This window comes from Paenibacillus sp. FSL H8-0122, from assembly GCF_038005345.1.
In the GTDB taxonomy this organism is placed as follows: Bacteria; Bacillota; Bacilli; order Paenibacillales; family Paenibacillaceae; genus Paenibacillus_AQ.
On record NZ_JBBOTB010000001.1, the window covers coordinates 6,414,858 to 6,439,521 of the forward strand.

Genomic DNA, 24,664 nt, shown 5'->3' on the forward strand with positions numbered 1-24,664 from the left:
GAGGCTTCTTCTCTTGGCTTGGCAAGCTTGCTGATCAGAGCTGCTTCAGCCGCTCATCCAGCAGCCGGAACATGCTTCTAAGGGCCGTCTGGTCCGCTTCGCCATAATGATCGCCGATATTGATCTCATAATAGCAGGAAGCCTCGCCGGTAGGCTTGAGCCGTGGTGTCAGGCCAATGCCGGTCTCGTTATAGATCCCAATCAATACAGGGGCAAGCAGCTCCAGAGGCAGCGCGAAATGAATGTGAAACATATTCGAGACCGGAACCTCCGGCAGCGTGGATACCTTATGGCAGCTGTTGAACAAGGCCGCCAGCTCCTTGGCCTGCTCATAGTATTCTGACATCCTGCCGATTCTCTGCTTGTAATAATACCGGGCCGGTACAATATAGGGATAGAGACTGATCAGGTCGCCTCCGTGGCGGCGTTTCCAGATCTTCGACTCCTCTGTGAAGTCCCGGCTTCCGGCTAAGACAGCCCCGGCAATCCCGCCGATGCCTTTGTACAGGGAGACATACACGCTATCGAACAGCGCGCTGATTTCCGCTGCGGTCTTTCCATAGTAAGGCAGCACTTCGAACAGCCTTGCCCCGTCCAGATGGAGCCTGATTCCCTGCTCCCGGCAATAGGCTGAGATCGCTTCCAGCTCGGCATACTCCGGCAGCTGTCCGCCGATCTCCCGCTGCGGCAGCTCCAGCAGCAGACAGGCGATGCCCGGTCCCATATTCTTCACATCATCCAGGGTGATCAGTCTGTCTCTGCCTCCCAGCAGCAGCGGCTCCAGATGATGCAGCTCCTTCAGGCCGTCCTGCTCATGAATCTCCAGATGGCACAGCGGGTGATACGCCACGCGTCTGCTTCCCTCGCGGTCACTCCAGATCCGCAGGGCAATCTGCTGGGCCATCGTGCCGCTGGGGAAAAACACGCTGCATTCTTTACCCAGCACCTCCGCCATCTCTGCCTGGAATTCCTCGATCACCGCCCCTGTCCCGTACATGTCCGCAGCGAGACTGTCCTCTACACTGGCCAGCGCCTTCTTGAGTACGGCTGCGTCCCGTCCGCCATGGCCAGCAAGCTGCACCTGCGTTCTGCCGAACGCCTCCATTAAAGCATTTTCCTCGTTCATTTTATTATCCCGGCCCCCTTCTTCGTAGCACCCGATCTGTATGAATCCTTGAAATTATATCATTCCTCTACAAAATAACCGAATTATTAGAATGTTCACATGATATTCCGCTCCAGCAAGGTGAAATAAGTTGACCGCTGTGCTACAATATTGGAATTGCAAAGGCAATTGCTTAGGGAGGTTTATAAATTCACCATGCTTATTATTGGTATCGCCGGCGGGACCGGCTCCGGCAAGACAACGGTAGCGCGCTCCGTGATTGACCGTCTTGGCTCTGACAAAGTAACATTCATATCCCAGGATAACTACTATAAAGACCATTCTTACCTCAGCATGGCTGAACGCGGTGCCATTAACTATGACCACCCGCTGGCCTTTGACACGGAACTGCTGATCGAGCATCTGGATTGTCTCAAAGCGGGACAAGCCGCCTTCGCTCCCGTGTATGACTTCACGGTTCATGCCCGTTCAACCGAGAAGACTGTGGAGCTTGCCCCGAATAATATCGTCATTCTGGAAGGACTGCATGTGCTGTCCGATGAGAAGCTGCGCGAGCAGCTCAACATCAAGGTGTTCGTGGACACCGATCCCGATGTGCGTATCCTGCGCCGGGTGCTGCGGGATATCGAGGAACGCGGGCGGACCATCCGTTCGATCCATACGCAATACCTGACCACGGTGAAGCCGATGCACGAGGCCTTCATTGAGCCCTCCAAGAAATACGCGGATCTGATCATCCCGGAAGGCGGACAGAATCAAGTCGGAATCGAGCTGCTGTCGGTACTGACCGAGAAGTATCTGTCCGGCGATCACCAATGGAATTAAGCCGCGCACCGGCTGATATGGGTGCAGTAGCCGTCCGGCATGCCGGACGGTTTTTTGCTGCGCCGCGATTGCTACCGGGCCAATTGTATGCGGAAAACCGATTACATCGGGCGGCGCGCGGGCTGACGGGCTGATTGTAATCGGAAAACTGATTACATCGGGCGGCGCGCGGGCTACCGGGCTGATTGTAATCGGAAAACCGATTACATTGGGCGGCGCGCGGGCTACCGGGCTGATTGTAATCGGAAAACCGATTACTATGGGCGGCGTGCGGGCTACCGGGACGATTGTAATCGGAAAACCGATTACATCGGGCAGCTCGAGGGCTGCCGGGCTGATTGTAATCGGAAAACCGATTACATCGGGCAGCTCGAGGGCTGCCGGGCTGATTGTAATCGGAAAACCGATTACATGGGGCTCCGCGAGGGCTACCGAGCCCATTGTATGCGAAAAACCGATTACATTGGACAGCGCGTTGACTGACAGGCACTTTGTACGCAAATCTATCGCCCGCAGGTGAGCCGCTCCATAAATGGCGCTCATAAGTCATATAACCTGACACAAAATTCTTGTTCACACTAGAATTTTCATTATTTTCAGCAAACCAATTCATTCATTTGTTATATTTTCTGACTGGTAGCGCTTTACTCCCGAAATAAAGGGTTGATTATTTCCGTTTCATCCACTATGATTAGGGAAACAGATAGCATTAAAATTAAAGCGGTTTAACTTGTGATTTGTTTTCCCTAGTTATTATGGCGTATTTCGATTTTTATTTACCGCTAAAGTTAAAGCGCTTATACTTTAAGCAAGGAAAGGCTGGTGTGTTCGTGATTAAGAGTGAGAGCCGGCGGCAGACGTTCTATATGTATCTGTTCATTTCCCCCTGGCTGGTCGGCTTCCTGATCTTCGCCCTGTACCCGATCTTGTCTTCGCTGTACTACAGCTTCACCGACTATGACATTATTCATCCGCCCCAATTCATCGGCCTCGCCAACTACACCGAGATGTTCCACAATGAGCTGTTCTGGCGTTCCGTGACAGTCACTCTGCGATACACCTTTATCAGTGTGCCAGTACAGCTGCTGCTTGGTCTGGGGTTCGCTCTGCTGCTGCATCAGACCCTTCCGTGGCGCGGCTTCTTCCGGACCGCGATGTATTTCCCGAGCATGGTCTCCGGCGTTGCGATGTCGCTCCTCTGGTACTGGATCTTCAATCCGCAGATTGGCCTCTTCAATTATATGCTCTCCTGGTTCGGCGTTCACGGCCCGGCTTGGCTGATGAATCCCGATACGGCGCTGTATGCGCTAATCATCATGTCCTTCTGGACAGCAGGTTCGGGCATGATCCTCTTCCTCGCCGGTCTGCAGGGCGTCCCGGCCAGCCTGATCGAAGCCGCCAATCTGGACGGGGCAGGGCGCTTCCGCATTTTCCTGAATATTACACTGCCGATGATCTCGCCAGTCCTGCTGTTCCAGCTGATTATGGGGCTGATCGACTCCTTCCAGGTCTTCACGCAAGCCTTCGTCATGACGCAGGGCGGACCCAATTATTCCACCTGGTTCTACGTCTACAATCTGTATACAAGTGCCTTCAAGGAATACCGTGCCGGGTACTCTTCCGCGCTTGCCTGGGTCCTTCTGATTGTCGTCATGCTGTTCACGGCGGTCATTATGAGGCTCTCGCGCCGTTATGTCCATTATGAAGGAGGCAGCCGCCGATGAGCACCGTTAAGGCCACCCGCCCGCTTGAATCGCCTTCCCGGCTGCGCCGGAGAATCAAGCCTGTTAAGATCGCCAGCTTTGTCACACTGATCATTACCACCTTCCTTATGCTGCTGCCGCTGTTCTTCATGGTCTCCACCTCGCTGAAGTCGAAACGGGAAATGCTGAAGTTCCCGCCGACTTTTCTGCCGGAGAGCTGGGCCTGGAGCAATTATACCGATATTTTTGAGACGCTTCAGTTCGGCACACTGTACAAAAACAGCCTGATCATCGCCGGGTTCTCCGTATTCGGCACCCTGCTCTCTTCGGCTCTGGTCGCTTACGGGTTCGCCAGATACCGGGGACGCGGCAACAACTTCTGGTTCATCCTGCTGCTGAGCACGATGATGCTGCCGTATCCGGCCATTATGATTCCGCAGTTCGTGCTGTTCTCTAAGATGCAGTGGATCGACACCTTCCTGCCGCTGATCGTTCCCGCCTTCTTCGGCTCGGCGTATAAAATCTTCCTGCTGCGGCAGTTCTTCTCCACGCTGCCCGAGGAACTGTTCGATGCCGGACGGATGGACGGCTGCGGCGAGCTACGGATGTGGCGGACCATCGCATTGCCGCTGTCTGCACCGGCGCTGGCAACCGTGGCAATTTTTGCTTTTATCTACAGCTGGAATGATCTGTTGACCCCTGTGCTCTACTTAAGCTCGTCGGACAAATTCACGCTTCCCGTCGGCATGGCCTCGCTCACCTCATCGCGCTTCCGCATTCCGCCGTGGCATCTGCTGATGGTCGCTTCCGTCCTGGCGATGGTCCCGATTGTTACCCTATTCGCCATCGCCCAGAAGCAGTTCGTCGAGGGCATCGTACTGACGGGCATCAAGTAATCGCGGGTTATAACACTTGAAATCATGGAGGGATTGGACAATGAACCATATCATGAAAAGCAAGAGGTATGCGCTGCTGCTGGCAGCAGCCCTGACCGCAATGACAGTCCTGGCGGGCTGCGGAGGCGGCAAATCGGCAGGCAACGTGGCCGCAGGTGACAGCGGAGCCGGGAATACCGGCAGTTCAGGGGAGCAAGTGACGATATCCCACTATACGATTGATTCCGAGGACCGGACTTTTATCGAGAAGCTGATCCCCGATTTCGAGAAGGAGCATCCGAACATCAAGGTCAAGGTGGAGAAGGCGCCCTATGAGCAGTTCGACAGCAAGCTGCAGACGCTGATTGCCGGCGGTAATTCCCCGGATGTGACAAGCCACTACGGATACGGCGGTTTTGCCGAATACTACAACAAGGGTATGCTGCTGGATCTGACGGACCTCATTAAGGAAGACGGCTTCAAGGCTGAGGACTACCATATCCCTGAGAACCTGATGAAAATCTATACCGTAAACGGTCATACCTACGGCATACCGGTCAATATGTACGTCACCCTGATGCTCTACAACAAAGATATGTTCGATGCCGCAGGCGTCTCCTACCCGCCAAGCGATTACGAGGATACGAGCTGGACGTTTGACCGTATGGTGGAGGATGCCAGGAAGATGACGCTCGTCTCGGACGATATTGCCAAAACACAATACGGCGTGGACTTCACTTGGGCGGAGCGTGATATGCGGCCGCTGTACTTCGGAGCAGAGCCTTACTCTGAAGATACCTGGACTAACGGCGGTGTCCCTTCCGAGACGCACTTCGATTCCCCGGAGGTCATTGCCGCGTACCAGAAGCTGTTCGACCTTGTGTTCAAGGATAAGGTGTCCCCGACTTCCGAGTGGAGCAAAAGCGTGGCCGGACAGAACGGCGACCCGTTCGTCGCCGGCAAGATCGGCATGTCGATCGGCGGCTCCTGGAACCTCGCCGGGGCCAATGACTTCCCGTTTAAGGTCGGCGTAGCCGCCGTGCCATGGGGAGGCAATGACAAGGTGCGCAGCACGCTGTACGTCGATCCGCTGCTGATCCTGAAGGATTCGAAGCATCCGAAGGAGGCTTTTGAATGGATCAAATACCTGGTGACCACCGAAGTCCAGGAGAAGTCCATCGAGCTGAGCGGCGGCAATCCGCCGGTTAATACGGAAGCGGCCGAGGTGTATTACAAGCATTTTGACGGCATTGATCCGGGGGATGTGAAGAAAGTCTATGAGGGCGCGGTCAAATACGGCTATGAATCCTATAACCATCTGATCACCCACTACTCGCAGATCAACGACATGTTCATCAATGAGCTGCAGCCGGTCGAGACCGGTCACAAGTCGCTGGAAGAGGTTATGCCGGTGATCCAGAAGAAGGTTATGGAGATCATCAAGAGATAAGGCGGCCCGGCAATGATATACGTTTAGCGGAACTCCGGTGCGACCTGTATACTGGATAATAGAATATAGCACCGGAAAATCCGCCGCAAGGAGCGTTTGAGATGAAAGTGAGTATTTTTGATGTTGCCAAAAAATCAGGACTGTCCGTGGTCACCGTATCGCGGGTATTAAACGGTGCCGGGACTGTGCGGGAGAAGAACCGCCAGAAGGTGCTGGACGCCATCAAGGAGCTGGATTACCGCCCTAATGCAGCGGCCCGCAGTCTGGCCAGCGGCAAGACCGGGATCATCGGCCTGATCGTCACGACACTCCAGGATTCCTTCTTCGATGCCGTAGTCAAGGAGCTGAATGAGACGCTGGCCCTGCACGGATACTATCTGGCCATCTCCGTGTCGGATGGCATCGGCTCCGGCGAGAGCCACTACCTGATTCAGGAGGACAGAATGGACGGACTCATCCTGCTCTCCCCGCTGGAAGAGGACAATTATATTGTCGAGCTGAAGCGGCGGGGCATTCCCTATGTGCTGATCGACAATCAGCTGCCGGAGAATGACACCTACTCGATCACCATCGACAACTTCAAGGGCGGGTATGCCGCAGCCCGCCACCTGCTGGAGCTGGGGCATACCTCCATCGCCCATCTCTGCGGGCAGGAGATGTTCCGCAGTACGCGGGAGAGGCGCGCGGGCTTCCTGCAGGCGCTGGAGGAGCAGGGCCTCGCCCCGTTCGAGATCGTTCCCGGCGAATTCGAGATCGCCATGGGCTATGACACAGCCCAGCGCTGGCTCACGGCGGGCAAGCTGCCGGGGGCGGTATTCGCCGGAGATGACAATATCGCCCTCGGGGTCATTAACGCTCTGATGGAGGCTGGCGTAAAGGTACCCGGGGAGGTTGCAGTAGTCGGCTACGACGACCACTATATCGCCTCCCAGCTCCGCCCGCACCTGACCACCCTGCGCCAGCCAGCGGATAAGATTGGAATCGCCGCCGCCGACATGCTGCTGCGCCGGATCAGCGGGGAGATGAAGCGCGGCTCCAATATCCGGATCGACCCGGAGCTGATCGTAAGGGAATCAACCAAAAAAATCTAGGAGTGACAAATTTTGGCTTATTACATGGGAATCGACGGGGGCGGCAGCAAAACTTACGCCCTCATATGCGATGAACAAGGCCGCATCCTCGGCAAAGGCCGGAGCGGCAACGGCAATCACCAGACCAGCGTGACGCAGGCGGAGAATAACATCCGCGAAGCGGCTTCCATGGCGCTGGCCGAAGCCGGGCTCCGGCTGGATCAGCTTCGGCAAGCCTATCTGGGGCTTGCCGGTGCTGACCGCCAGACGGACTATAATATTCTTCATCCGATGATCCGCCGCATCGGATTCACACAGTACACGATCAGCGGCGATACGATGATCGGCCTGCGGGCGGGGACGGACCGCCCCTACGGGGTGGCCCTGATCTGCGGCACCGGCACCAATGCGGCGGGCCGTAATCCGCAGGGCCGCCACTTCCAGTGCGGCGGCTTCGATTATATGTACGGTGATTTCGGCGGCGGCGGCGCGCTGAACATCGAGGTGTTCCGCACAGTCATCCGGGCCTGGGACGGCCGTGAGGCCCCCACGCTGCTGACGGAGCCGCTCCTGAAGCTGCTCGGCTATGAGCGGGTGGAAGACATGTACGATGACTTCCTGGATCACGGGAAGCAGGTGCCGCTGGATGCGGCCCGCCTGCTGTTCCCGGCAGCGGCTGAGGGCGATGCCGCCGCTCTGGCGATCCTGAACCGCCAAGGCGTGGAACTGGGCAAGGCTGCGGCGGCCGTCATTCATCGGCTCGGTATGGAGAACGATGAATTTGATGTGGTCCTGGCCGGGAGCCTGCTAACCCGGGGCGACCGCGGCTGGATTCGCGGACCGATTGAGCAGGCAGTGCATGAAGCGGCACCAGGCGCGGCAGTGGTCACTCTCTCCACCGAGCCTGTGGTCGGCGCTCTCTGGTCGGCGCTGGAGAGTGACGGGGTCACCGTCAGCCAGGTTATGTATGAGACGATGCGTGCTTACAGGGAGTTCGAGCTTATTCCCACTACCACACGACAGGAGTGATTCATTGTGACAGCGAACCAAGGTCTTAAGATTGCCGTCATCGGCGGAGGGTCTTCCTATACCCCCGAACTGGTAGAAGGCTTCATCCTGCATCATAAGGAGCTTCCGGTCCGGGAGCTGTGGCTTGTAGATATTGAGGCAGGCCTGCATAAGCTGAACATCGTGGGCGCTCTGGCAAAGCGCATGGTGGAGAAGTCCGGGCTGCCGATCGAGGTCCATCTCACGACCGACCGCCGCACAGCCATTGCCGGTGCAGACTTCGTCAGCACGCAAATCCGTGTCGGTATGCTGGATGCCCGGGCCCGTGACGAGGCGATTCCGCTGAAATACGGCGTGATCGGCCAGGAGACGACCGGTCCCGGCGGCATGCTGAAGGCGCTGCGCACCATCCCGGTCATTCTCGGCATCTGCCGGGATATTGAGGAGCTGGCACCGGACGCCTGGCTGCTCAACTTCACCAATCCGGCAGGCATGGTCACCGAGGCGGTCCTGCGGTACTCCAAGGTGAAGAGCATCGGCCTCTGTAATGCCCCGATCGGCCTGATCAAGCAGGTATCGGCCAAATACGACACTGCCCCGGACCGGATCTATGCCGAGTTCGTTGGCCTGAACCACCTGCACTGGATTACCCGGATTGATGTGGAGGGGGAAGACAAGCTGCAGGAGATGCTGGAGGATACCGCAGGCTACAGTGCAAAGAATGTTCCGGCACGCGAATGGAACCCCGAGTTCCTGCAATCGCTGCATGCCTTGCCTTCGTATTATTTGAAGTACTTCTACATGACCGATGCGATGCTCGCGGAGCAGCAGGAAGCCGCCGCACAAGGCGGGAACCGCGCTGAAGTCGTCAAGCGTGTGGAGGAGGAGCTGTTCGCCATCTACAGCAACCTTGCGCTGGATGAGAAGCCGAAGCAGCTGGAGCAGCGCGGCGGAGCCTTTTATTCCGAGGCGGCCGTGAACCTGATGCGCTCGCTCTACAACGGGACCAATGACATTCAGACGCTGAATGTGGCGAACCGGGGCATCCTTGACTTCCTGCCGGACGATGCCAGCATCGAGGTGAACTGCGTCGTCACTAAGACCGGTCCCCTTCCGCTGCCGCTGACCCAGATTCCGCCGATGGCCAAGGGGCTGATCCATGCCGTGAAGACCTATGAGCAGCTCGCCATCGATGCTGCCGTGACCGGCGACCGCAGCCTGGCGATCCAGGCGCTGGCCCATCACCCGCTCGTCCCTTCCGTGGAGGTTGCCATCGCCATGCTGGATGAGATGCTGGAGGCGAACAAGGAGTATCTGCCAGCTTTTTTCGCTTAGGATTAATCCTTTTACATCAATAAAGAGCCTGCTGACCACAGTTCACTCTGCGGCCGCACAGGCTCTTCTCTTATTTCTTTATGATATAACGGTAGGTTTCACCCTCAATCTCGAAATCCGCATATAGCGGCTTGCCGCTCGACTTCACTTCATCAGGAATCTCGGTCAGGAACACCAGCGTGCCGTGCTTCAGCGGTCCAATCGTCGAGATATTGGTATAGGTGAATTCTTCACCACCGTTCTTCTCCATCGTCGCGAAGGTGCTATACACATATTTGTTGTCATATGTAACCTCTACATCCGCTACTCCACCCGCATTGATGGCCTGACCTGCCAGATTTTTCATCCTCAAGGTGATCGCCAGATAGGTTGTCCCCGGTTCCTTGGCTTCATAGTAGGTGTAGTATGAGCCCGGATTCGACGGATTAACTATTTTGCTGAATGAGGTCTTGGTAATGGTATACTCACCCGTTCCATCGACCGTGAGCGGCGTGCCTTTTACGATCAGCTTGTGGTCCTCGCCGGAATCAGCGGCTGCCGGGCTGTCCCCGGTACTTAGGAGTTCAGCCGTACCGCCTTCCTCTTTCGCGGTCACAGGTCTCACAACAAGATCCTTCTTCAGCGCTTCATTCTCTTCCTTTAAAACCTTATTCTCCTTCTTCAGCTCACTAATCTCTGCCTTCAGCTTCTCCGTAAGCTCTCTGCCAGCACCTGCACTGCCCGAAGAACAGCCGGCTACGGTTACCGCAAGCATAGCAGCAGCAAGCCAGAGACTCCCTGATTGGATTTTCATAACACACTCCAATATTTGTATTTCAACCTTCATTTATTATAAGACAGACTCTGTGTCAAAAGATAGAAAGATATGCAGCATCCCCGCAGCTATTGTCGAATGAAACAGTGACATTGGCCCGGAGCCTTCATCCCCTGTGCTGCTTGCGGTACTGGAGAGGGGAACGCCTTGTCGTGGCCTTGAATACCCGCCCGAAATGCGCAATGCTCTCAAATCCCGTCTCCGCCGCCACCCGGGTGATCGGCCACTTCGTCTGCGTGAGCAGTACCTTAGCCTCACGGATTCGGACATAGTTCAGGTACTCAATGATGGTGAAGCCTGTCGTCTGCTTGAAAATCCGGCACAGATACGTAGCGCTGATGAAGAACCGCTCGGCAATCCCCCCAAGGCTCAGCCGCTCGCTGTAATGGTTGTCCAGGTATTCGATGATACTGTATACCCGGCGCTGCCCCTCGCTCTGCTCCGGTGAGACCAGGGCGGGCTTCGCCCTCCTTATCCGCTCCAGCGTTATCAGCAGTTGCAGCAGCAGCATCCTTGTATATTCAGTGCTCCAGCGCAGCCCCTCCTTCTGTTCCTCCTGCATCGCCTGGAGCAGATCTGTGATGAGTCCCTGTTCATGCGCCGTAGGCCGCAGCAGGAAGCTCTCCCCTTCGAACACATTCATCCAGTCTGCCCCGGGTGCCACCGGCTCCAGATAGGCATCATTGAAGCTGATCAGCACCCGCTCATGCGGAAGATGGCTTCCGCCGGTTGTGCGGTGCAGGTGATTTTTGTTAATAAACACGAGGTCTCCGGCTTCCAGCGCGTACCTTCCGTTACGGATATAATAGTGACGCTGCCCGGACAGCAGATAATATATTTCGTAGAAATCATGGAAATGGTCGGTGTCCATATTGAAATGCCCGATGCGCCTCAGCTGCTCAATCTGAAAGATAGGTTCCACCCTGCACCAAGCCCCCTGAAAGGATAAGATAAGTTCACTTTTGAGCAAAAATGACTAAATACCGTTCACTTTCTGCATTTTCTATACTATAAAATAGAATCAAATCCAAGTAAATGGAGTGATACCCTTGTCCAAAAAGAAATATGCACTTGTCGGCACCGGCGGCCGGGCTGAATTTTTCTATGGCGCTCTTGTTACCGCTTACAACGAAACCTCCGAGCTGGTGGCCTTCTGCGATGTCAATCAGACACGGATGAATTTCGCCAATCATATGCTTACGGGCAAATACGATTACCATGAGGTTCCTACGTACAAGGCAGAAGACTTCGACCGGATGATCACCGAGACCCGGCCCGACTTCGTGCTGGTGACTACGATTGACCGGACGCATCACAAGTATATCATCCGCGCGATGGAGCTGGGGTGTGATGTCATTTCCGAGAAGCCGATGACAATTGACGAGGAGAAATGCCGGGAGATCTTCGATGCGATTGAGCGCACCGGCAAGAATCTGCGGGTCACCTTCAACTACCGCTATGCGCCGCATAACACGAAGATCCGTGAGGTCATTATGGACGGCGTGCTGGGCGAAATTCTGTCCGTGAACTTCGAATGGCTGCTCAATACCCAGCATGGAGCGGACTATTTCCGCAGATGGCACCGCGACAAGCGGAACAGCGGCGGCCTGCTGGTGCATAAATCGACGCATCACTTCGACCTGATGAACTTCTGGCTGGGGTCGCAGCCGGACACGGTTTTCGCCATGGGCGATCTGCGCTTCTACGGGAGAGAGAATGCCGAGAAACGGGGCATCACCGAGTTCTATCAGCGTGCCTACGGCAGCAAGGCTGCCGAGAAAGACCCGTTCGCGCTTCACCTGGACCGTAATGAACATCTGAAGAGCATGTACCTGGACGCCGAACACGAGGACGGGTACCAGCGCGACCAGAGTGTATTCGGGGACAATATCAGCATCGAGGACACCATGAACGTCATGGTCAAGTACAAGAACAAGACCGTCATGAACTATTCGCTTAACGCATATATGCCGTGGGAGGGCTTCATCATCGTGTTCAACGGTACACAGGGCCGGATGGAGGTGCGGATTACCGAGCAGTCCTACGTCAATTCCGGCGGCAAAAAAGAAAACGAAGGCGCGTTGGAAGGCGTCAGCATCATGATCTATCCTCACTTCAAAGAGCCTTACCGCGTGGAGTTCGAGAGCAGCAGTGGTGGGCACGGCGGCGGTGATCCGGTGCTGCTGAGCGATATTTTTGATAAAAAGCAGGAGGACCGCTTCAACCGCGCAGCTTCGCACAAGGACGGCGCGATGTCGATTATGACCGGCATTGCCGCCAACCGCTCCATGAAGACCGGCCAGCCGGTGCGGATTGCTGACATCTGGCAGGGGTAGTCTAGCGCGTGGCCTCACAGCAGCGATGAACCCCGCACGATAATGCAGAAGCCCCCTTTTTATCACGGGTACGTGGTGGAAGGGGGGCTGTGTTCGGTTTTTAGCATATATTCTATTCACAGCAAAAAAAAGACCCTTCATTTAAGAAGGGCCTTCGCTTGCATCACGGTTAAAACCATTATGCGGTCAAGAGGACTCGAACCTCCACGATATTGCTACCACTGGCACCTGAAGCCAGCGCGTCTGCCAATTCCGCCATGACCGCAAAGAAAATATTCAATGCAACGCAAGAAGTAATATATCATGAATTCTTCAAAAGAACAAGTCTTTTTTTATTTATCATGGTTAAAGAGGGACACAGCCACGTTGAGAAGGGGGTTAGCTGGTGCATCGCAGCTTGCCTCAACTTACGGTTGATTTTGTTATACCGCGTGCCCTACTCCAGTATATGGGTTATTTCGAAAACGGAGATTATAATAGACTTACGACGTCGGAATCCAATATAGGAGTTGTACTGCGCATGATCGTTAGCGAAAAAGTTGGTAAACGGATTGCTACCCTCCGCAAAGCGAAAGGCTTGTCCCAGGAACAATTAGCGGAATTGCTCCATGTCAGCGCCCAAGCGGTATCCAAATGGGAGACCGGAAAATCTCTGCCGGAGACGGCCACCCTTCCTCTGCTATCCGCCGCATTGAATCACTCGATTGACAGCATTCTGCTGCCCCAGGAGCTTGTGGTGCTCTCTGCGATCTATACGGATGGACAGCAGGAGCTGGATGTTACCCAGCTTGTGAACCAGTTCGTAGTCTCAGACCGCTTAAGCTTAATCCCCGGGGAGCACCTCTTTCCCCACTCATGGAATGACGGCCGCCTGAAGCTGCTGCTGGTTACCTATGAGACCCCTGACGGCATGTATTCGACCTTTGTGCTGAAGGACCAGCTGCTTACGATAGATATCCATTCGAACGGGCATGTCTCAAGCAGTAATGAGCTGCAGATTATGGCTGCGCATTATGGGAATGAACAGGCACACCGCAGCGTTGCGGACAAAATGAAGCATTACGAGCATTTCCGCTGGACTCAGTTCACCGCCACACATGAGCTGTTTCCCAGTCTGATCGGCTGCGGGGGTCAGGACTACCTGCTGCTGGTCTACCTGAATACCGAAGGTATTCACGCCGTAAGCTGTGCGGAAGGCGAACAGATTCATTACAGCCGGGACCGCAGCCATCTCTATCAGACCCGCTCCTCCCGGGATCAATGCATCATTGAAGGGATTCCGCGGCTGGGCTTCGGACGGGGGCAGGATTGCTCCTGGGCAGGGGCCATGGCGCTCACTCTTACCGCCAGAGGCGTAGAGACCACCTATGAGCAGGTGATGGGCTATTCGGGAGCCTGCTGGAGGGTGGCTTTTGAACCGGTATGGGACTACAGCGCTGCAGATGCCCTTGTCGTCTATGACTACTCCATCCCCGCCTGTAAGGCTTATGGACTTAGTGCCCACCGGGCCAACCGGTTAGAGCCGCAGCAGCGCACAGCCGAGAAGCTGGCGATTCTGGAGGATATCCGCCAAGGCAGACTGCCCCTTGCCATTAACCTCAGAGTAGCGCCGGAGTGGGGAGTCATTACAGGATATCTGGCGGAGGGGGATGTGCTGCTGTGCCGCAGTTATTTTGACGATGAGACCTTCAGTGAGCTTGAAGCTGATCCTGAGTTCCAGGCTCATATGAGGGTAAGCCAAGGGTATCTCCATGTGGATCAATGGCCTTACCGGTTGATTCGTCTTGGCGATCAGGCGGAGGCTCCGTCTGCGCTGGAGAATCTGTATGCGTCGCTCCGCGTTAAGCTGGAATCTATGCAGGCGGAGGCCATAGCCAACAACAGCACTTATGCCTTAGGATACAAGGCGCTGGAGGTATGGAGCGAGGGACTGCTGGACCACCCTTGGTACGCCGCAGCGGACGAAGAAGCCTTCAGCCGCAGATTATCCGTCAATCACTTCTGCATGATGGCCCTGGCAGATGCCCGCCGCTGCGCCGCCTCCTACTTACGCGACTCTCTGCCGCTGGTGCATGACCCGCAACAACATGCTGCCTTGGAAGAGATGTCGGCAATCTATGGGGAAATGGCTGCCCTGCTGGATAAATACTATAAGGAGATGTCCGACCCGTCCATACTCCGTACAACCGGCGCTGCCCCGCGAGCCAGCTGGACAACCCGGCAGCGTGAGCTGCAGGCAGAGCTGCTGGGCAAGGTTGCTTCGCTGGAACATCAGGGAGATACTCTTGCACAAACGGTGCTGAGCCTCGCCTAAGGGAGCGTTGTTGTATAACATGCAGCAGCTTAAGCAGAAGCGCCGAACGCTTTTGCTTAAGCCAGCCTGCTGTCTGAAGTTAGTCTAATTTACGGACCGGCCGCAGCACCGCATAGCCGTAACCCTCCGGGAAATGCCGCTGATAATCCTGCTTCTCCTCTTCATCCCATACATAGCCCATAACCGCAGGATCATAATTCCAAGCCACTTCCTCAACGATACGCATCACCTGCCCATTATCCTGCAAGTAATCAAAGGGCGGATGAAAAAAGACCAGGTACTCCGATTCCGGGATATCCCGGCATTCCATGCCCTCCGGAACCGCCCCGTCGTAATCAGCCGCGACAAGGATACCATACAGATAGCCTTTGCGCCCCTCCTGATAGAACCAGCCTGCCGTCTGGCCCAACTGGCCGGGAAGCGTATGATGCGACATGCTCTCCAGGGTTCCAGAGACCTCATCGCAGTCATGCCCATTCTTCCAGAATCCTCCGTAATTGTTAGAGCCGATATCGCGGATGCCGATAAACTTATGCGCCGGTATCCACTCAAGCTTAATCTCCGCTTCCTGCAAATGCACCTGTCTCATTCTATCCCGCTCCCTGATCAGATAATGATAAGGAGAGAACACCTCGGCACGAATAGCCAGCGGAATCGGCTGTGGAGCCTTGCGGTAGGCATGTGGAGTGAGCTTGAAGGCTCTGAAAAAGGCCCGCGTGAACGCCTCCTGGGAGGAAAAGCCGAACTTTACGGCAATATCGAGAATACGCGCCTCCGTGTCCCTAAGCTCTAGTGCCGCCCGGCCAATCCGGCGCTGCCAGACATAGTCCCGCAGTGTCATTCCGGTCAGCACATGAAATTGCCGGGTGCAGTAATACGGCGAATACCCCAGCTGCTCAGACATCTCCAGCAGCGTAGGCGAAGCCGCAAGATCCTCCTCCACCCAGTCAATCATGCGCTGGACCATCTCATTCCATTCGTACATTGTTGTCCTCCTCCTTTCATTACTGATCTTAGCAGAGGCCTAGAGAGTAGATATGACTTGAGTAGTGGTGTATTAAACGTCTACCAAAAAGGACACCAGCAGGTGTCCTTTAGATTTTTACTATAATCGCTTCATTATTCGGTGTCTTTGGTTCGGTCTATCACTGTGAAGAAGAAAGGTTCGCTCTCTTTCATTAATGGACCAACAACCGTCACTTGATATTGTGTATTAGGAGCAACTTTAATGTTCCAGAAGTTAACTCGCTCACCGAACGTAAATAGCTCACTAATTAATTTACCATCCTTGGTCTTAAGATAGAAATACGAGGCGTCGAATAGACCAGGAACATAAACTTCTATCTTCGGACTATCACTATAAACCACACCAACTACTGTAGGAGTTGGCGTGGTTGGCCTGCTGGCTACTACAACGGCGACAGGCTCGCTTGTCAGCTTCTCATATCCCTTAGCGGTTATATATAGAGTCTCTCCAGCAACAGGACGCGGATCAAGTTCTACCCATAAATTACCAACGTATTCATAACTGCTGGTCTTTGCCTGCCCCAGAACGGTACCATCCGCACGTTTGACAACAATGGTGGAGTCTCCTTCAGCCGTTCCGTAGATTGTCCAATCATTCTCATAAACGATTCGAGTAACTACGGGTTTCGCTGTTTCGGCCTTAGGTGCTGCGACAGTGATGTAGACAGGCTCACTTTTTCTCTTTCCTTGAGCTTGCGCATAGACCATCAGTTTCTCTCCAACAGATAAAAGCGAGGGATTATACAGGTAGATATCAAACATGCCGTCATAACTACTGGATCTTCCAAATAAAGTTCCATCTTCACGGGTAATTGTAACCTCACTATAAGAATCTTCTATTAATATGCCTCTAATTCTTGTAGTATCTTCGTACACCACGCTCGTCACCACAGGCGCCTTAGTTTGAGGCCGTTCAACTAACTTTATCTCAAACCGTTGACTAGTCCAGCCGCGATCCGTGTATAAGGTCACATATAATTTATCATTTTCCTTCAGTTGCAGTTTCGGATTGTAGTCATATAGATTGATGCCAAATTGTAAATCATATACTCCTGAATAGCTGTTAAGTTCCTTCCCATTTTCAAGCTCAATCTTTACTTTGAAGGGCTCACGCAAATTTAAAACCCTACCATAAATAACAGGCATATCTGTATAAGTAATTTGATCGACATCAGCTTCCGGCAGATTCTCTATGATCGTATGATCGGGCAGAACGAGATCCTTACCTGCTTCCACAGTAAATTCTTGAGTATGGTATCTGTATGGATAAAGAGGCATAAGTACGACATAAGTTCCTGGCACTACATTTACAAAAGAGTAATCTCCACTCTTAGTAACGGTAATAGTATATGTCCCCTTCGCTCCTGTTAAGTAGATATGAAGGTTGAAGGCAGGAACCGGCTTGGTCTCCGTATATGGCTGAATAAACAAACGCCCACTCACAGTCACATTAGCCTTAGGCACAGTAATCGCTCCAGATAATACATGGCTTCCACCCTTATAAGACACGGAGTATACCGCCAGCTGCTCAGCCTCACTATTCGCTATCGAAGGAATTGTAAGTTGTACTGTTGCTTTATTATCAAGCAGCGTAACCAAAGTTACCTCAACCTTATGAAACTCGCCATGATTAACCTGTTCGAGAATGGCGAAATCAGCAGCATCCGGTATGCTGTCCAGGTTCCGGTTGAATTGGACTTCTAACATGCCGTTTGCAGCAGTAATTCCGGTTACAGCCAGCGCCGGTACAGGAGTTGACCCGTTGCCACCGCCTGTACCCGGATCAGGAGAACCACCGCCACTACCGCCGCCTGGGCCAGGATTAGAGGAGCCACCACCACCGCCACCGCCAGACGCAGGTGCAGCAGGCGTTTGGTCTTTTGGCAGCTTAGGGTCTGGTACGCCTTGCGACAATACAACGCCTTTGACTTGGCCTTCACCGGAGATTGTCAGCTTACTCTTCATTTCCAGCTGCTCAATAACAACATTCTTGCTGAAATTCAGAGTAGGGATTACCAGATTCTCTTGGATAAGCAAATTAGCTACGCTACCTGAGCGAACATTGAACTCTTTGAGGCTGCCGCCTACAGAAACCTTCTTAAAGTCTCCGGCAAGCACCACTGTCCGCTCTGATGACGATTCTTGGGCATCAGGAAGCACGGTTACATTCACAAAACCATCGCCGGAGATATCCTTCTCCTCAATAACCGCGCTGGATAGAATCTGTACGTCCTGCACAACGCTTGTACCCTCAGCTACAACTCTCACCGCATGATTCAGCCTGTTCACAGATACTGTGTTTAGTTTGCTGTTCCGGATATGAATACTGTTGCTGCCTCCGCCTTCAATACGGGTTACACCGTCTACTTGAACTTGTTCAAGGTAGGCGTTCCCGTCTGCCACCTCTTTAGCAATGACGAGGTCACCCTGGATATGCATATTGCGGAGCGTAACATTGGAAGCTGTAATTCTTACATTATGCTGTACTGTGCTAACTGCGGACTCTCCAAAAGTACCTGCCTGATCATAAACCACTGTACCCAGAGCCAGCGCCTTCTTAATGACCACTACAGTCTCGGCACGGGTCATATTGCGCTGAGGTTGGAAGGTGCCATCCGCATTCTTGCTCATGATCCCCTGATCCAGAAGATACTGAACGGCGGGTCTGCTCCAGGCAGGAATAAGATTCGCGTCCAGTGAAGAGACGGAGGCCGTTGCCCCTTTACTGTCAAAGCCTAATATTCTGGATAGGATCACTGCGGTTTCCTGTCGTGTAATTGGCTTGTCAGGACGGAAAGTATTGTCGCTGAATCCGCTGATATATCCTTGAGCGGTAGCCTTCTGTACTTCTATGTACGCAAAATTCTTCGGCTTCAGATCCTTGAAGCTAATAGCCTTCGTATCTGAATACTTATACGCTCTGTTCACTAGCGCTACGAATTCACCTCTGGATACTTCTGCCCCCGGCCGGAAGGTATGATCGGGATAGCCGTTAATGAGTCCTTGATCCAGCCACTGCTGAATATCGGATTCCGCCCAGTGTCCTTTGATGTCTGCCATTTGCCCGGCATCGGCGTAACTCCGTGTAAAGGGTAGCAGAACAAATAATAAGACGATGAAGCAAGCATTTCTTAAATAACGATGGATAGCCAAGAGATTAGGTCACTCCCCAATAGAATTAGAACCGGGACTAAAGTCATGATTTTTCACTCCAAACCCAGTACTTCAGGGTAATTCTACATGCATATCCGTTTCCCTTTTTTTCACTGTAAAATATTTCACGACAATTAACCTGAATTCACAATTTGTATATTTTTAGAACATCTGCCCCCAAAGACAGCCCCGGGTTGTTCAAATATATTCCGCAAAACTCCATACCCGCACAAGCCGCCTCCCAGGTTCTGAGTAAAATAGAGTAAATAGAACAGTGAGGTGAATGACGAATGGCAAATTCAACAAAGCTCCGCAAGCGGGCACAGCAGCTGAAAGGCCAGCCGGTCTGCATCACTTTGCATAATGGGCGTTCCTATGTAGGGTGGATTACAGACCTGAACCAGGAGGCGGTGATTCTGTCCAGACCCGGCACGCGTAAGGGGCCAACCCCGAAACGGAAATCCTCTTCAGCTGCGCGCAGAGCAGAGGTGTCCGGCTTCATGCCTCTACTCGGCTCGCTGATGGGCGGGGGAGGCGGGGTGGCCGGTATCGGCGGGGGTCTCGGACGGTTCATGGGCATGTTCGGAATGGTGCAGAAGGCTATGCCGGTGATGAAGATGGGCTACAACATGATCAAGTCGATCCGGCCTTTTCTGGGCGGGCTCAAGGGCTTAATGGGCTAACACTTATATTTTCAAAAAAACGGATGTGCCGCCATTTCGCATGGGCACATCCGTTTTGGTGTGGAGCTTCTTACGCCGCCGCTGGCAGCACGGTCTCCGGTCTATTTTTTGACCACCTTGAAGTTATCCGTAAGCAGCAGCCAATTCTGCGGAAAAGGCAGGCCCAGCTTCCAGTAGCTGATGCCCCGCAGCCCTAACTCCTTGATCAAATCGAACTTGGCCTGAATCGAGCGGGCATCCTCGAACCATACCGTATGCTGCCTCCCCTCGTCATCGGTGTAATTGAAATGCGGAGCCTGGGCTCTATAGTCATATTGAATGGCTGCATTCCTGTTCCTGGCCAGATCAATGGCCGCCTGCGGACTGAGCGCTTTGGCATATTGCCCCCCTGCTACAAAAGGCAGCGTCCAATCATAGCCGTACAGATTCTGGCCCATCATGATTTTACCTGCGGGCATCTCACTTGCTGCATAGGTCAGCACCTGACGGACAGGCCCGATGGGCGAGACAGGCATCGCCGGCCCCCCGCTATAGCCCCATTCATACGTCATAATAATGACGAAGTCGGCCACCTCGCCGTGGACCTTATAGTCATGCGCCGTATACCAGGCCCCAACCTGTGACGCGCTGGTCTTGGGGGCAAGGGCGGTGGACAGCAGGAAGCCCTCCTTATGAATGACCTCTGCCGCTTTCCGCAGAAAAGTATTGTACGCTTCACGGTCCTCCGGCCGGAGAAACTCCAGATCAAAGTGGATATCCCGGAAGTTCAGCCGCTTCGCTTCCGCGATGATGTTCTCAAGCAGCCGGTCCTGAACCTCCTGATCATTCAGAATAATGCGCCCGAGCTCAGAGCTGAACTGGGCATCCTCCAGATTCGTCACGACCATCATCAGCGTCACCTGATGCTCTGCAGCAATGGAAGCAAGGCCATCCAGAGGCGGCGGGACCAGTGTTCCGTCCCGCTTGATCCGGAAGCTGAACGGTGCGAGATACGTCAGCTCAGGAGCAGCCTCACGCGCAGCATTCTGCAGCGGCTGGGAGACACTCTCCCCCCTTGGCTCCACATACGCGTTCACTTCCGCCTGCCGCCTGGGTCCAGGGGGAATGTACATACGGAGTCCGACCTGCAGCGGCTGATTCAGCGTCAGCCCGTTCACCTCCGCCAGCTCGCTTGCCTTCAGGCCGAACCGCTTGGCGATGCTGTAGTAGCTGTCGCCCGGCTGCACCCAATAATACTGCCCGGCAATCGGGATTACCAGCGCCTGCCCTGCCACCAGGCTTCCCGGCGCAGAGAGCTGATTCGCCTCAGTTATAGTATCAGTGCTTACTCCGTAGGCCTGTGAAATACCATACAGCGTCTGGCCCGGCTGCACTACATGTATTTGCATACGTTCCTGCCATCCCTTCATAGTAGCCGTTTTATCTCTATTTTATTCGGCGGCCGTGCGGGTATGCGGAATCAGGCGGATCATGTAAATTCAATATTTGCAAAAAAAGACACCCCGGAGGGTGCCTTGCTGCTCATGCTATCAATGATCCTGATGTTATACCCGCTTGAATTCAATCCATTCAATCTGCAGGCCGGGCTTGACGAAGTCCAGCTTCAGCTCATACCGTCCGGCTTCCAGTTCAACCTTGACCAACTTCTGTCTGATCCACCGGCCCTCCGTTCCGTTCGTCTGAATGGTGGTTACCGCTTGTCCATTCAGGGTCAGGTTGCAGGCGCTCTGCGCAAGCTCAGGCTCAGGAGACATGATGCTGACAATAATGCGGTACTGGCCCGCCTCGTCAGCCTGAATGTAGGTCGGCCCGGACACAGCAGGCGTTACCTGTGCGTTCTCGCTCAGCACCTGCACCTGCTCAGCCCCGATAGCCGGATCAGCCTTGAACGTATCGACCGCTTCAATAATCTCGTGCTTTCTGGAGAATACCGGCGCCTTCATGATGAACTCACAGATGTTGATCGCTGAGCGCTGAAGCTCCCCGCGGGTAAGCGTACCATTCTCCAGAGATGCGATCGTATTGTCATCGTAAGCGTTAACCTCTGCCCCATAGTTACTAACGACCATGTACAGATCGTTCTGGGCGCGGACCATCCAGTTCGTATTCTTACGGTCTGCCGGTCCTCCGTTCACCACATCGTTCATGATCGCCCACCAGTCGGTCATGACGATGCCCTGGAAGCCCCATTCGCCGCGAAGCAGCGTGGTGTTGAGGTCATAATTCGAAGCCGCCCAATGCCCGTTCACCGGATTGTAGGAGGTCATGATCGAATTGGCCCCGCCCTGCTTGACTGCGATCTCGAAGCCCTTCAGGTAGATCTCACGCAGCGCGCGTTCCGATACGACAGCATCGACTTTACTGCGGTGCTTCTCCTGGTTGTTGCAGGCAAAATGCTTCAGCGTCGCATTAGAGCCGCCCTTCATAATTCCGCGTGTGCATGCGGCAGCGAAGATCCCCGAGATCAGCGGATCTTCGGAGAAATATTCGAAGTTACGCCCGTTGAGCGGGCTGCGCCGGATATTCAGCCCCGGTCCCAGCAGCGCATCCACCTGGTTGCGCAATAATTCCTGGCCTTCCATAACATACAGTTCTTCCACCAGCTCCGCATTCCATGTAGCGGCCAGCAGGGTTCCAATCGATACCTGTGTTGCCTTAGCCCCACTGTCCATACGGATGCCGGAAGGGCCGTCCGCTGTAGCTGCAACCGGAATGCCGTAGCTGAACAGACTGTCGCTCACGCCCCCGAACGCCGATGCCGTACCTGGAGTGACCAGCGGACTGCTCATTCCTTCGCCCCGGACAATCGCCGCCAGATCCTGGTCGCTTAGCTGGGCAATGAAGGTGCTCATGCTAACTTTTCCGTCATGGACATCTCTCAGGGTATATCCCTGATTGCCAGTCTGCGGAAGCTGTTGCGGCAGATTGCGTTCAATCCGCTCCGCCAGATCTACCTTGCGAGTAGGTACTTCAGAGGAGATAAGCTCATACGAACCGTCTGCCTTGCGGGCACCCGGCTTCATCCGCATGAAGCTCTCGGTAGGCGCCATAGCCTCTTGCAGCTGTTCCACGACCTTAAGCTCATCCAGCACATAGCCTTCTTGTCCATCCAGAAGCACTGCTGATACCGCTTTGACGCTGGTTCCTGCATAGAAGCGGTAGGTTCCGGCTTCCAGCACATAAGCGGAAGCGTGCCCGGTCACTCCGGCGTCATCATAGGAAGCCATGGAATGGAGCGGGAAGCTTACAGTAATGCGCTGAGACTCACCAGGCTCCAGCAGCTTGGTCTTAGCGAAGGCTGCCAGCGCTTTGGCCGGTTGACCCAGCTGTCCTTGCGGCGCTTCAACATACACCTGCACTACTTCTTTACCGGCATATACGGCTCCCGTATTCGTTACGGCGACGCTGATTTCAATCTGCGGCTCGCCCGCCTGGTTCACCAGCTTCGCTTCCTCCGGCTCCAGCTTGAAGGTCGTGTAAGAGATCCCGTAGCCGAATTCATACTGAACCTTATCGGGACAGAAGGTCTCGAAATAACGGTAGCCCACGTAGATATCTTCCTCGTACAGATTCTTGAACTCATTGCCGTAGTTGCGGGTCGACGGGTAATCCTCAATGGAATACGCGATAGTGTCCGTCAGCTTGCCGCTTGGCGTAACCTCTCCGGCCAGAACATCGGCGATCGCGTGGCCGCCCTCCATGCCGCCATGCCAGGAATAGATCACTGCAGAGATAGGGTTCACATAAGCGGCGTCATTTACCCAGCTCATATCCATAATGTTGGATACGTTGAGCACCACAATCGTCTGTTCAAAATGAGCCGTAACCGAGACAAGCATCGCCTTCTCATCTTCCGTCAGCCGGTAGCTGCCTGCAGTATCGGCATTATCCTGATCCTCGCCCGCCGTACGTCCAATGACCACAACTGCTTTGGCTGACTGGCTTCTTGCCTGTTTCACCAGCTCGTCCGTAAGCGGCATCTCCTTCTGGTTCCACGGCTCCGCAGCCCATACCTTGCCGCCGTCATCGAACGGGTTAAGCCCGATCCAGGCCTCGTAGGCTGCAGCCAGCTCTTCATTCACGCTAATGTTCTTCTTGCTGCGCAGTCCATCCAGCAGATTCGTCGTATATGCAACGTGAACGCTACCGCCCGATCCTGTACCGCTGCGGTAATAATTCACCTGTATTCTGCCAAAAACAGCGACGCTCTCACCGTCACCCAGCGGAAGCACCTGTCCCTCATTCTTAAGCAGTACCGCACCCTCTGCGGCTACCGTCCGGCTAAATTCTGCAAAACCCTCTAACGGCACTCCAATGTTCTGTGTACTCAATTGGTTTCCTCCTGTATGTTCATTTCCCATGCTGTGGGTTGATTCTATAGATAACGCCCTCCCTGCGGGGAATATACGTTACCTTGAATCTCTATGGTCCTTCATATAGCATATCCTTCTAAGAATATAAGCTCCAGCCAGATTATTCAAGCACCGCTTGCCGGATCGCCGGGATGCGCACCTGTCTGCATAAATTTTTTTAGTAAAAAGACAGTTCTAAAATAAAAAGACACCTGTGCGGGCGTCTTTCAAGCCTGTTCCTATGCAATCCGCTCCGCCTGAAGAGATACGGCCGGATCTTCTGTTTATTTTATCTGCGGCGGCGGCCCTTCATCATGCGGTTGTACATAATAAGAGCAGCAACGATCATGCCCAGCATGGCTACACTGCCTGCCGATTCCTGCGACATGCCGAACATCAGGCACACACTTGTCACTAACTGTCTTGTCAGCAGCGCAACCGCAATCAGCATGATGGGCCGCCATATGTTATATCCTCTCACTTCAGCAACACTCCTAACCCGAATTTCAATAACCGTATGATTCCTCATTCCATGAACCATCAGTTTCTATTATAGCACAAGAAGGAATGCGCATACATTTTACAGTCGGCCAA

The 24,664-nt window shown here is 54.0% G+C and carries 19 protein-coding genes and 1 tRNA gene; 11 read left to right on the top strand and 9 right to left on the bottom strand.

The genetic code is table 11. The annotated features are described in order from the left end of the window. Positions 1–34: 34 nt before the first annotated feature. Positions 35–1,126 (bottom strand): threonine aldolase family protein, encoded by a 1,092-nt coding sequence (locus tag NSS64_RS27360; RefSeq protein WP_341142209.1) that lies wholly within the window; start codon positions 1,124–1,126, stop codon positions 35–37. Between the two features lie 195 nt (positions 1,127–1,321). Here NSS64_RS27360 and udk point away from each other — a divergent pair, with 195 nt between their 5' ends. The 8 genes from udk (at position 1,322) to NSS64_RS27400 (ending at position 9,392) form a co-directional block, all read left to right on the top strand. Further along, positions 1,322–1,951 (top strand): uridine kinase, encoded by a 630-nt coding sequence (udk, locus tag NSS64_RS27365; RefSeq protein ID WP_036726376.1) that lies wholly within the window; start codon positions 1,322–1,324, stop codon positions 1,949–1,951. Between the two features lie 208 nt (positions 1,952–2,159). Continuing rightward, on the top strand, positions 2,160–2,471 hold the full coding sequence (locus tag NSS64_RS27370; protein ID WP_341142210.1) for a hypothetical protein: 312 nt from the start codon (positions 2,160–2,162) through the stop codon (positions 2,469–2,471). Between the two features lie 304 nt (positions 2,472–2,775). Then, positions 2,776–3,675, top strand: a complete 900-nt coding sequence (locus NSS64_RS27375; RefSeq protein ID WP_340945453.1) for a carbohydrate ABC transporter permease — start codon at positions 2,776–2,778, stop codon at positions 3,673–3,675. Continuing rightward, positions 3,672–4,550, top strand: coding sequence for a carbohydrate ABC transporter permease (locus NSS64_RS27380; protein ID WP_341142211.1), 879 nt, complete (start codon positions 3,672–3,674; stop codon positions 4,548–4,550). Before NSS64_RS27375 ends, NSS64_RS27380 begins: the two co-directional genes overlap by 4 nt. Positions 4,551–4,590: 40 nt before the next feature. Further along, complete coding sequence (locus tag NSS64_RS27385; protein ID WP_341142212.1) at positions 4,591–5,979, top strand: ABC transporter substrate-binding protein; 1,389 nt, start codon at positions 4,591–4,593, stop codon at positions 5,977–5,979. A gap of 101 nt (positions 5,980–6,080) precedes the next feature. Next, positions 6,081–7,070, top strand: a complete 990-nt coding sequence (locus NSS64_RS27390; RefSeq protein WP_341142213.1) for a LacI family DNA-binding transcriptional regulator — start codon at positions 6,081–6,083, stop codon at positions 7,068–7,070. A gap of 12 nt (positions 7,071–7,082) precedes the next feature. Further along, a complete protein-coding gene (locus NSS64_RS27395; protein WP_341142214.1) occupies positions 7,083–8,078 on the top strand; it encodes an N-acetylglucosamine kinase in 996 nt (331 codons plus the stop codon). Positions 8,079–8,084: 6 nt separating this feature from the next. Beyond that, entirely contained in the window at positions 8,085–9,392 is a 1,308-nt protein-coding gene (locus NSS64_RS27400; protein WP_340995345.1) for a 6-phospho-beta-glucosidase, read from the top strand. A 70-nt stretch (positions 9,393–9,462) separates the two neighbouring features. Here NSS64_RS27400 and NSS64_RS27405 read toward each other — a convergent pair whose 3' ends face one another. Further along, positions 9,463–10,185: a bZIP transcription factor gene (locus NSS64_RS27405; RefSeq protein ID WP_341142215.1), complete on the bottom strand. Its 723-nt coding sequence runs from the start codon at positions 10,183–10,185 to the stop codon at positions 9,463–9,465. Between the two features lie 127 nt (positions 10,186–10,312). Further along, a complete protein-coding gene (locus tag NSS64_RS27410; protein WP_341142216.1) occupies positions 10,313–11,128 on the bottom strand; it encodes an AraC family transcriptional regulator in 816 nt (271 codons plus the stop codon). 127 nt (positions 11,129–11,255) lie between these two features. On the opposite strand from NSS64_RS27410, the gene NSS64_RS27415 reads away from it, so the two are divergent. Beyond that, the gene (locus NSS64_RS27415) at positions 11,256–12,542 is read left to right on the top strand and encodes a Gfo/Idh/MocA family protein (RefSeq protein ID WP_341142217.1); all 1,287 of its coding nucleotides are present in this window, start codon (positions 11,256–11,258) and stop codon (positions 12,540–12,542) included. Between the two features lie 181 nt (positions 12,543–12,723). Here the strand turns inward: NSS64_RS27415 and NSS64_RS27420 are convergent. Beyond that, positions 12,724–12,807: transfer RNA gene (locus tag NSS64_RS27420), tRNA-Leu, on the bottom strand. A 255-nt stretch (positions 12,808–13,062) separates the two neighbouring features. Between NSS64_RS27420 and NSS64_RS27425 the strand changes: the two genes are divergently transcribed. Beyond that, the gene (locus NSS64_RS27425; RefSeq protein ID WP_341142218.1) at positions 13,063–14,856 is read left to right on the top strand and encodes a helix-turn-helix domain-containing protein; all 1,794 of its coding nucleotides are present in this window, start codon (positions 13,063–13,065) and stop codon (positions 14,854–14,856) included. Between the two features lie 79 nt (positions 14,857–14,935). On the opposite strand, the gene NSS64_RS27430 is transcribed toward NSS64_RS27425, so the two are convergent. Continuing rightward, the gene (locus NSS64_RS27430) at positions 14,936–15,841 is read right to left on the bottom strand and encodes an AraC family transcriptional regulator (RefSeq protein ID WP_340945477.1); all 906 of its coding nucleotides are present in this window, start codon (positions 15,839–15,841) and stop codon (positions 14,936–14,938) included. Positions 15,842–15,975: 134 nt separating this feature from the next. After that, complete coding sequence (locus tag NSS64_RS27435) at positions 15,976–19,035, bottom strand: S-layer homology domain-containing protein (RefSeq protein WP_341142219.1); 3,060 nt, start codon at positions 19,033–19,035, stop codon at positions 15,976–15,978. Between the two features lie 290 nt (positions 19,036–19,325). Between NSS64_RS27435 and NSS64_RS27440 the strand changes: the two genes are divergently transcribed. After that, positions 19,326–19,718 (top strand): hypothetical protein, encoded by a 393-nt coding sequence (locus NSS64_RS27440; RefSeq protein ID WP_341142220.1) that lies wholly within the window; start codon positions 19,326–19,328, stop codon positions 19,716–19,718. A gap of 101 nt (positions 19,719–19,819) precedes the next feature. On the opposite strand, the gene NSS64_RS27445 is transcribed toward NSS64_RS27440, so the two are convergent. The 3 genes from NSS64_RS27445 to NSS64_RS27455 all read right to left on the bottom strand — a co-directional run bounded on the left by NSS64_RS27445 (position 19,820) and on the right by NSS64_RS27455 (position 24,551). Beyond that, positions 19,820–21,106 carry a glycoside hydrolase family 18 protein gene (locus NSS64_RS27445; RefSeq protein WP_341142221.1) on the bottom strand — a complete coding sequence of 429 codons (1,287 nt, stop codon included), beginning with the start codon at positions 21,104–21,106 and terminating at the stop codon, positions 19,820–19,822. 156 nt (positions 21,107–21,262) lie between these two features. Beyond that, the gene (locus tag NSS64_RS27450; protein WP_341142222.1) at positions 21,263–24,049 is read right to left on the bottom strand and encodes a glycoside hydrolase family 3 C-terminal domain-containing protein; all 2,787 of its coding nucleotides are present in this window, start codon (positions 24,047–24,049) and stop codon (positions 21,263–21,265) included. 310 nt (positions 24,050–24,359) lie between these two features. Continuing rightward, entirely contained in the window at positions 24,360–24,551 is a 192-nt protein-coding gene (locus NSS64_RS27455; RefSeq protein ID WP_036691301.1) for a hypothetical protein, read from the bottom strand. Positions 24,552–24,664 lie beyond the last annotated feature (113 nt).